Source organism: Nitratidesulfovibrio sp. 1201_IL3209, from assembly GCF_036763125.1.
Lineage (GTDB): Bacteria > Desulfobacterota > Desulfovibrionia > Desulfovibrionales > Desulfovibrionaceae > Cupidesulfovibrio.
In genome coordinates this window covers 1-260 of the sequence record NZ_JBAIYT010000106.1, presented here as the reverse complement: position 1 = coordinate 260, position 260 = coordinate 1, and the positions used below count along the sequence as shown (strand labels likewise).

The 260-nt window shown below is 57.3% G+C and carries 1 rRNA gene; it reads left to right on the top strand.

Annotated features, from left to right (window positions below):
* Positions 1-80 (top strand): 16S ribosomal RNA (locus tag V6B97_RS17260); the annotation flags it as partial.
* Positions 81-260 lie beyond the last annotated feature (180 nt).

The following is a 260-nucleotide window of genomic DNA, read 5'->3' as shown; positions in this document are numbered from 1 at the left end:
CGTCTACGGTAGGGCCGATGATTGGGGTGAAGTCGTAACAAGGTAGCCGTAGGGGAACCTGCGGCTGGATCACCTCCTTTACAGACAAATTCCCGACTCGCTGTTTACTTGCAAGGAACCGGTCTTGTACCGCGTGTTCTTTGAAGCAACCGTGAATGAAGCTGGGCCGCGCGCCCGTCTTCGCCGATGGGCCTGTAGCTCAGGTGGTTAGAGCGCACGCCTGATAAGCGTGAGGTCGGAAGTTCAAGTCTTCCCAGGCC